Source organism: Neisseria sp. HMSC03D10 (genome assembly GCF_001807625.1).
GTDB lineage: Bacteria > Pseudomonadota > Gammaproteobacteria > Burkholderiales > Neisseriaceae > Neisseria > Neisseria mucosa.
Genome location: NZ_KV789502.1, coordinates 1 through 7,889, shown reverse-complemented (window position 1 = coordinate 7,889; position 7,889 = coordinate 1). Strand labels below are relative to the sequence as shown.

Genomic DNA, 7,889 nt, shown 5'->3' with positions numbered 1-7,889 from the left:
GCCGTACTGGTTTAAAGTTAATCCACTATAAGGTCGTCTGAAAATCAAAAGCCGTCATTATAGTGGACTTCCCTGTAAATTCATAATGATGCTTGAGCGTTTTTCAGACGGCGCGGGGCTGTTTTATCAACCTAAACTCTGCTTCAGCCAGCGCAAATAGGGGGCGTATCCGCGCGATACGTTTTGCATCAGGATTTGCGGGCAGTCGTAGCTGTGGTTGGCGATGATGTTTTTTTGGATTTCGCGGTAGCAGTGGCGCGAGGTTTTGATGGTGATGCGGATTTCGTCGTCGCAGCAGATTTCGCCGTTCCAAAGGTATTGGCTGGTGATGGCTTCGTATTGCACGCAGGCGGCAAGTTGCTTTTCTAAAAGCAGGTTGCCGATTTTTTCGGCTTCTTCGCGGGTCGGGACGGTGGTGGTAACGATGACGGGTTTGAACGCGGACATTTCAGACGACCTATTGGTTTTTAAACTCGATGGTTCCTTTATATTTCACCCAGTATCCGGCGGCTTTGTATTTGTCTTTTTTGGCGGTTGCGACGGCTGTTTCGTCGAGTCCTTCATAACCGCTGGATTCGAGGATGCTGACTTCTACGGCTTTGCCTTCGGGGGAAACCAAGATGGATAGTTTGACGGGTTTGATGGGTTGTGCGGGATTTTGGGATGCGGGGGCGTATTCTGCCGGGTTGACGGTTTGCGCGGTTGCGGGTAGGGTGAAGGCAAGCAGCAGGGCGGGGATGATGGCGCGGATGGACATATTGTTTTCCTTATTTGTAGATTTGTGGAGTGTTTAGGGGGGTGTTTTTATTTATTTTCAGACGACCTTTTGTTTTCCGTGGGCTAAGCCCACGCTACGGTGTTGTGCTATTTTCAGACGACCTTTGTTTTCGCGGGCGAAGCCCACGCTACGGGGGTGCGCTTATTTTCAGACGACCTTTGTTTTCGTGGGCGAAGCCCACGCTACGATATTGCGCCCGTTTGGCGGCGGATGCGGTGTTGCTTATTTGAAGTTCAATATCGGCCAACCTTTTGCTTTGGCTTCTTGCTCCAGTTCGGCATCGGGGTTGACGGCGACGGGTTCGTTGACGAGGCGCAGCAGCGGCAGGTCATTTTTGGAGTCGCTGTAAAAATAGGTTTTGCCATAGCTTTCGAGCGTTTCGCCGCGTTCGGCAAGCCATTGGTTCAGGCGGGTGATTTTGCCTTCTTTGAGGCTGGGCGTGCCGATGTAGTTGCCGGTGTAGCGGCCGTCGGCACCGGTTTCGAGTTGGGTGCCGATGATGTTGGTGATGCCGAAAAGGTGGCAGATGGGGGTGATGATGAACTCGTTGGTCGAGGAGATAACGAGGGTTTCGTCGCCGGACATTTGGTGGCTCTGCACCAGCATACGCTGCATGGGCGAGATGTGCGGCATGATGAACTCCGCCATAAATTCGCGGTGAAATTCTGTTAGCTCTTCTTTGCTGTAACGGGCGAGCGGGGCGAGGTGGAATTTGAGGAATGCGTCGATGTCGAGGCAGCCGTTTTGGTAGTCGCGGTAGAATTTTTCGTTTTGCGCTTCGGTTTCGGCAGCGTCAACCAGCCCTTTTTTGATGAGGTATTGCGGCCAAGAGTGGTCGGAATCGGTGTTGATGAGGGTGTTGTCGAGGTCGAAGATGGCAAGGTTTTTCATTGGGTTTCCTGTTGTTTCAAAAGCTGGCGAAGAAGCGGCAGGGTGATGCGTTTGCCCATAGTAACGGCGTAGTTGTCCAGCGTGTCGAGCATCTGCATCAGGCTGTCCATGTCGCGCCGCCAGTGGTTGAGCAGGTATTCGAAGATTTCGGGATCTATGGTGACTTGGCGTGCTGCCGCCATGCTGACGAGCGCGTCGATTTTTTCTTGGTCGGTCAGGGGTTTGACTTCGTAAACGAGGCAGTACGCCATGCGGGTACGCAAGTCTTCGCGGATGACGAGCTGTTGGGGCGTGTGTTCGGAGCTTAACAGCAGAAAGCCTTTGCCGCTGTTGCGGAAGCGGTTGAATACGGCAAACAGGAGGGCTTGTTCTTCGTTGCCCAGTTTTTCGATTTGGTCGATGGCGAGGTATTCGGCTTCAAAGGCGGCTTCGGTCAGGGGTGTGGCGGCAGCGTCGATATAGACGGCTTTTTTCCCTGCGTCGAGCGCTTGGGCGACCCATGCACGCAGCAGGTGGCTCTTGCCCGCGCCTTCTTCGCCCCAGACGTAGATAAACGGGTCGTGTTTATGCTGTAACACATAGACCAGTTCGGCATTTTCCGTTCCGAGGAATTTGTCGAAACCGGGATAGCCGCGTTCGGCGAAGTCGAAAATAAGCTGGTTCACAAAGGCATACCGGATGGGTTGGAATCGGGTTTATTGTACGTTGTTTTGTCAGCGCGTATCAAGGCGCGGGGTCGTCTGAAAAAGGGGCGCGCGGCATGGGTTTCATATACAATGGCGGACATTTGGCAACGCGTCTGTTTTCAGACGACCTCTGTCTTTTTTATTTCAGGAAAATCTCGTGATTTCGACCCTTATTGATTTTATCCTCCACATCGACCAGCATTTGGTCGAGATTTCCGCGCAATACGGCGTATGGATTTACGCGGTGTTGTTTTTGATTATTTTCTGCGAAACCGGCTTGGTGGTTACGCCGTTTCTACCGGGCGATTCGCTGCTGTTTGCCGCGGGCGGGATTGCCGCGGTCGGCAGCATGAATATTCATGTCATGATTGCGCTGCTTTTGGCCGCCGCGATTTTGGGCGATGCCGCCAACTTCATGATCGGCAAGTTTTTTGGGCGCAAACTCTTTGCCAACCCCGATTCCAAAATCTTCCGCCAGTCGTATCTGGAGAAAACCCATGCTTTCTACGAAAAACACGGCGGCAAAACCATCATCATCGCCCGCTTCGTCCCGATTGTGCGGACGTTCGCCCCGTTTGTCGCAGGCATGGGCAGTATGCACTACGGTACCTTCATCCGCTACAACATCATCGGCGCGGTATTGTGGGTCTTGTCGTTTTCCTATGCCGGTTATTTCTTCGCCAATATTCCGGTTGTCAAAAACAATCTGGCTTTAGTGATGGTCGCGATTATCGTGATTTCCATCCTGCCGGGCGTGGTCGAAGTCATCCGCGCGAGAAGGGCGGCGAAGAAGTAAAAATTGTTTGAACCATAAGAGAAGGTCGTCTGAAAACGTTTTTCAGACGACCTTTTGCAATCGTTCCAAGCTTTATTGATAAATCCGCCCGTCGTGTTCCAGCCAGCCGTCGGCATGGCGGCCTGCGGGGTCGTGGTGCGTCCAATGGAGGACGCCGCCCTGTTCCGACCATTCGTATTCGCCGTAGAAGCCGACTTTATCGCCTTTTTTCAAGCCTTTGATTTTGTCGGCGAGGTCGATGTTGTGCGCCACTAAAAGCGTTTGCCCGCTCGACAGTTTCAAGATAAACCGCTGATGGCGTGTGCCTTGGTTGTCGTCGGGCAGCGTTTTGAGCACTGTACCCGCGCCTTTCACTTGAATATCACTTTGTTGGTTTTCAAAGGCTTGCTGCAATATTTGTTCCACGCTGCCCTGCCCTGCTTGGCGGTCGGATTTCGGCTGCTTCGGTTGCGATTTTTTGGATTCAGACTGCTCGGATTGGCGTTTTTCCGCCTGGGTTTGGGGCTGCATTTGGGTTGGTACGGCATCCGCTGCCTGACCTTGCCGCCCCTGCTGCATTTTTTGATAACCGACTACCACGGCGGCAACAATCAGTATCCAAATCCATTTGTTTTTGTTCATAAAATCCACGCCCAAAAAAATGCCCGACGGTTCATCGGGCATAAATTATTTGAAAGGAGTTAAATCACGATAACGTGAGCCGCCATTATATACAAAACCAGCGGAAAAATCAGCATTTTCAGTCCGATACCTGAAGCGGCGGCTGCGTTATCACGCTTTTTTGTTCCCCTGACTGTATTTCATTTCGTATTTGATGTCGTTCAGGATTTTTTTCACGTTGTAATCCAAAAGCTGTTCCACCAAATCGGGCGCCTGTTCGCTGAGGGTTTGTTGGAGCTGGTAGGTAAACAGCGCCATTTGTTTCTGCACGGCGGTGCGTATCATGCCGTTGACGGCGTCGGCGACGTGCGGGCGCAGGCGTTTGATCAAACGCTCGCTCAGGTCTTGCTCGGAAATGCAGAACACTTCCCTGCGGTTGATGACCTGCGGGTTCAACACGTTGATATGGACGGTAATCGGCGGCATTTCTGCTTTGGGGTCGTCTGAAACTTGCTCTTGCGCCTGCGGATTTTCGTTTTCAGACGACGTTGCCTCTGCTTTTGCAGGCGCGTCAAATTCGACTGTTTTACGTTTCGGATTCAGCCAAACCGTGCGCGTGGACTCGATTTGCCTGTCGGACGCGCTCATTTGTAGCGAAGACTGCGCGTTCAGCCAGTTTTCCTGCAAAATCACCATCGCATCGGTCTCCGCCGTTTCAGCGGCTTCTTCCTCCAGCATGGCGTTGTGTTCCTCCTGCCATTTGCGCAGATATTCCGTCAAGACGGCATCGCGGTTGGCATCGTCGAGCTTGACCGACTTGGCTTTGGGCTTCTGCTCGAAGGCAGGCTCTTGAGATTCGCGCACCAAAGGCGCGTGTGTGTAAGGTGCGTTCAATTGGCGGGTTTGCCGCAGTTTTTCCAAGCGGCTTTCCCAATCCAGGCTTTCATCCGTTTGTTGTGGCGTATCGGGACGATTCGTATCCATTTTTAGCTTTCGTTCTTCCGTTGTGTCATTTCATTTCACGCGCATAGCGAATGCCGTGATTTGCTATAATGCGGTATTTTAACAGATTCCCAGGAACACATCATGAGCAGCATCGAACAACGCCTCGAATATTTGGAAGAAGCCAACGACGTTTTGCGTATGCAGAACCACGTCCTCGCCACCGCCCTCAAAGGCCTGATCCGTTCGCTGCCGTCCGAGATGGCAAACGAAGCCGTCGAGTCCATCCAGCTTGCCTTCGAAGACGCACTCGCCGAATTGAACTACGAAGACAGCCCGCATACCGACCTCTTCCATGACGTAACCTACGCTTTTTTCCGCGAAAAAGAACACTGACGCGTAGCGACTTCCCCAAACCGTGTTAAACTATCCGTTTATTTATTAATATCCGTAAAGAAGGAACCTCCCCATGAACATGAAAAAATGGATTGCAGCCGCCCTCGCCTGCTCCGCTCTGGCACTCTCCGCCTGCGGCGGTCAAAGCAAAGACGCATCCTCGTCAGCCCCTAAAGCCGACAAAGTGTACCGCGTTGCCGCCAACGCCGAATTCGCCCCTTTCGAATCATTGGATTCCGCCGGCAACGTTGAAGGTTTCGACGTCGATTTGATGAACGCCATGGCAAAAGCCGGCGAATTCAAAGTCGAATTCAAACACCAGCCTTGGGACAGCCTCTTCCCCGCGCTCAAAAACGGCGATACGGATATCGTCATCTCCGGCGTAACCATTACCGACGAGCGCAAGCAGTCCATGGATTTCACCGACCCTTATTTTGAAATCACCCAAGTCGTCCTCGTTCCCAAAGGCAAAAAAGTCGCCTCTTCAGACGACCTCAAAAACATGGCGAAAGTCGGTGTCGTTACCGGTCAAACCGGCGACTTCTCCGTTTCCAAACTCTTGGGCAACGACAATCCTAAAATCGCCCGCTTTGAGAGCGTTCCCTTGGTCATCAAAGAACTGGAAAACGGCGGCGTGGATGCCGTAGTCAGCGACAGCGCGGTCATCGCCAATTATGTGAAAAACAACCCGACCAAAAGCATGGACTTCATCACCCTGCCTGATTTCACGATTGAAAACTACGGCATCGCCGCACGCAAAGGCGACGAAGCGACCGTCAAAATGCTGAACGAAGCGCTGAAAAAAGTACGCGACAGCGGCGAATACGACAAAATCCACGCCAAATACTTCGCCAAAGAAGGCGATAAAGCGGCAGCCGCCAGCCAACCTGAAGCAGCCAAATAATCTGTTTCAACGTTCTTAAGCAATAAGAAAGGTCGTCTGAAAGCCTGTATCGCGGGTTTCAGACGACCTTTTGTTTAATGAGCCGGCCATTTTATCTCTAATGACGGCTATACTGTCCCTACAATTTTCCGACTGACATCTACGAACAATCGTCCCAAGAGATTCAAACGTTTTTTTAATGTTTGCAACGACATTGCAAGATTTTGCCCAAAACTTCAATACCCTTGAAAGTGAATTTATGTCTAATCAAATAGAACAACAATCAGACTATGCCATCGCTGCCGTGGTATATGCTGATGAAGGCGATGCTGCGATAACTGCATTATGGCAGGCCGTGCGCCGGTTGCAACAAGACGGATGGCGCGTGGCAGGACTATTGAATCCGATAGACAACAAAGGCAAGCACAGCAATTCGGAGCTGGCTTCCGTCGCAGACAACCGATGCTTTTCCATCTTCCAAAATCTCGGCAACCATTCCAGCGGCTGCAAACTAGATGCCGGCGCACTGGCAGCAGCAGGTTCGGTGATTCGCGAAGCCATAGCGGAAGGCACGGATTTGGTAGTCATTAACAAATTTGGCCATGCAGAAATCGATAGCTGCGGTTTGTTGTCGGAATACCTTGCCGCTATCAGCTCAGGCATTCCGGTTCTAACCACCTTGCAAAGCAAAACCGACTGTGAAATCTACAAAGGCTTCGCTAAGAAATTCAGCGAATTGGCCAAAGACTATATCGGCGTGCGAAAAGACGTCGTACTGACACCGCTGATGCACGACAGCCCGCAAGAGCTCGGACAACCGTTTGATCCGAAAGACTGGAAACATGGCGAATGCGACCCGATTCCGGGCAAAACCATGCCTGCAATTACCGTGGTCGAGCGCGATTACGGCGCGATTTACGAAAAATTCACTTCAGTCGGCCCGTTGCTGGAAAAAGTCAACCGAAAATCGAAACTGCCATTGACGCCTGCGAGATGATATTAACCCTCGCTCCGTAAACTAACGGACATGTGGCAAAAAAGGCTTGGCAAGCCTTGGGCAAAGCTACAGGCCGCGACCATACACATCTGATTAATGCCAGCGAGCACACGCAAATCCGCTTCCACGACATCGTCGCCCAGCCGCGCAAGATTGTTACCTCACCGATTTGGTCGGGCGTGGAGAGCGAAGAAGTGTGCTACACCGCTGGCTATACCAATGTGCACGAGCTGATTCCGTGGCGCACGCTGACCGGCCGCCAGCAGTTCTACCAAGACCACAAGTGGATGCGCGATTTCGGTGCTGCTTTCTGCGTGTACCGTCCGGCGGTGGACACCAAAACCACCAAACAGCTGCTGGGTAAAATGCCTAACGGCAATCCGGAAATCACACTCAACTTCCTCACGCCGCACCAGAAGTGGGGTATCCACAGTACCTATTCGGAAAACCTGCGTATGCTCACGCTCTCACGCGGCGGCCCGCACGTGTGGATTTCCGAAATCGATGCCAAGAAAGCCGGTTTGGTGGATAACGACTGGGTGGAAGTGTTCAACACCAACGGTTCGATTGCCTGCCGTGTGATTGTGAGCCAGCGTATTCCCGAAACTATGATTTTGATGTACCACGCTCAGGAAAAACTGGTACATACTCCGGCGGCAGAAACCACCAAAAAACGCGGCGGTATCCACAACTCGGTAACCAAGGCGGTCTTGAACCCGACCCACATGATAGGCGGCTACGCGCAATTGGCGTACAGCTTCAACTACTACGGCACAGTAGGCTCTAACCGTGATGAATGGGTGATTGTGCGTAAAATGAACAAAGTGGATTGGATGGACGAACCGGCAGGTTAAGGTCGTCTGAAAACTTAGTGAAGAGCAATGCCTGTCTAAGAACGTGTTCATTGTCTCAGCCTCTGC

10 protein-coding genes and 2 pseudogenes are annotated in these 7,889 nt (G+C 52.0%); 5 read left to right on the top strand and 7 right to left on the bottom strand.

From position 1 onward, the window contains the following. Positions 1–126: 126 nt before the first annotated feature. From cutA to HMPREF3066_RS13470, 5 genes are all read right to left on the bottom strand, one after another. Positions 127–447 carry a divalent-cation tolerance protein CutA gene (gene cutA / locus HMPREF3066_RS02210; protein WP_070440179.1) on the bottom strand — a complete coding sequence of 107 codons (321 nt, stop codon included), beginning with the start codon at positions 445–447 and terminating at the stop codon, positions 127–129. Between the two features lie 10 nt (positions 448–457). Then, on the bottom strand, positions 458–757 hold the full coding sequence (locus tag HMPREF3066_RS02205) for a TonB family protein (RefSeq protein WP_070440177.1): 300 nt from the start codon (positions 755–757) through the stop codon (positions 458–460). Positions 758–1,000: 243 nt separating this feature from the next. Continuing rightward, positions 1,001–1,669 (bottom strand): histidinol-phosphatase, encoded by a 669-nt coding sequence (locus HMPREF3066_RS02200; RefSeq protein ID WP_045072370.1) that lies wholly within the window; start codon positions 1,667–1,669, stop codon positions 1,001–1,003. Continuing rightward, a complete protein-coding gene (gene hda, locus HMPREF3066_RS02195; RefSeq protein ID WP_003763115.1) occupies positions 1,666–2,334 on the bottom strand; it encodes a DnaA regulatory inactivator Hda in 669 nt (222 codons plus the stop codon). The genes HMPREF3066_RS02200 and hda overlap by 4 nt, the downstream gene beginning before the upstream one ends. Continuing rightward, a complete protein-coding gene (locus HMPREF3066_RS13470; RefSeq protein WP_019269920.1) occupies positions 2,331–2,456 on the bottom strand; it encodes a hypothetical protein in 126 nt (41 codons plus the stop codon). The genes hda and HMPREF3066_RS13470 overlap by 4 nt, the downstream gene beginning before the upstream one ends. 56 nt (positions 2,457–2,512) lie before the next feature. Between HMPREF3066_RS13470 and HMPREF3066_RS02190 the strand changes: the two genes are divergently transcribed. Beyond that, on the top strand, positions 2,513–3,151 hold the full coding sequence (locus tag HMPREF3066_RS02190) for a DedA family protein (protein WP_003756379.1): 639 nt from the start codon (positions 2,513–2,515) through the stop codon (positions 3,149–3,151). A gap of 72 nt (positions 3,152–3,223) precedes the next feature. Here the strand turns inward: HMPREF3066_RS02190 and HMPREF3066_RS02185 are convergent, their stop codons facing one another. After that, positions 3,224–3,814 carry a DUF3465 domain-containing protein gene (locus HMPREF3066_RS02185; RefSeq protein ID WP_070440175.1) on the bottom strand — a complete coding sequence of 197 codons (591 nt, stop codon included), beginning with the start codon at positions 3,812–3,814 and terminating at the stop codon, positions 3,224–3,226. A gap of 108 nt (positions 3,815–3,922) precedes the next feature. Beyond that, a complete protein-coding gene (locus HMPREF3066_RS02180; RefSeq protein WP_070440173.1) occupies positions 3,923–4,735 on the bottom strand; it encodes a hypothetical protein in 813 nt (270 codons plus the stop codon). A 102-nt stretch (positions 4,736–4,837) separates the two neighbouring features. Between HMPREF3066_RS02180 and HMPREF3066_RS02175 the strand changes: the two genes are divergently transcribed. The 4 genes and pseudogenes from HMPREF3066_RS02175 to HMPREF3066_RS11960 all read left to right on the top strand — a co-directional run. Further along, the gene (locus HMPREF3066_RS02175; RefSeq protein WP_070440171.1) at positions 4,838–5,089 is read left to right on the top strand and encodes an NGO1151 family protein; all 252 of its coding nucleotides are present in this window, start codon (positions 4,838–4,840) and stop codon (positions 5,087–5,089) included. 73 nt (positions 5,090–5,162) lie between these two features. Beyond that, on the top strand, positions 5,163–5,993 hold the full coding sequence (locus tag HMPREF3066_RS02170) for a basic amino acid ABC transporter substrate-binding protein (protein ID WP_070440169.1): 831 nt from the start codon (positions 5,163–5,165) through the stop codon (positions 5,991–5,993). A 178-nt stretch (positions 5,994–6,171) separates the two neighbouring features. Continuing rightward, positions 6,172–6,651 (top strand): annotated as a pseudogene (locus HMPREF3066_RS13265) (DUF2478 domain-containing protein); the annotation flags it as partial. A gap of 3 nt (positions 6,652–6,654) precedes the next feature. Beyond that, positions 6,655–7,823 (top strand): annotated as a pseudogene (locus HMPREF3066_RS11960) (molybdopterin dinucleotide binding domain-containing protein); the annotation flags it as partial. Positions 7,824–7,889: the final 66 nt, after the last annotated feature.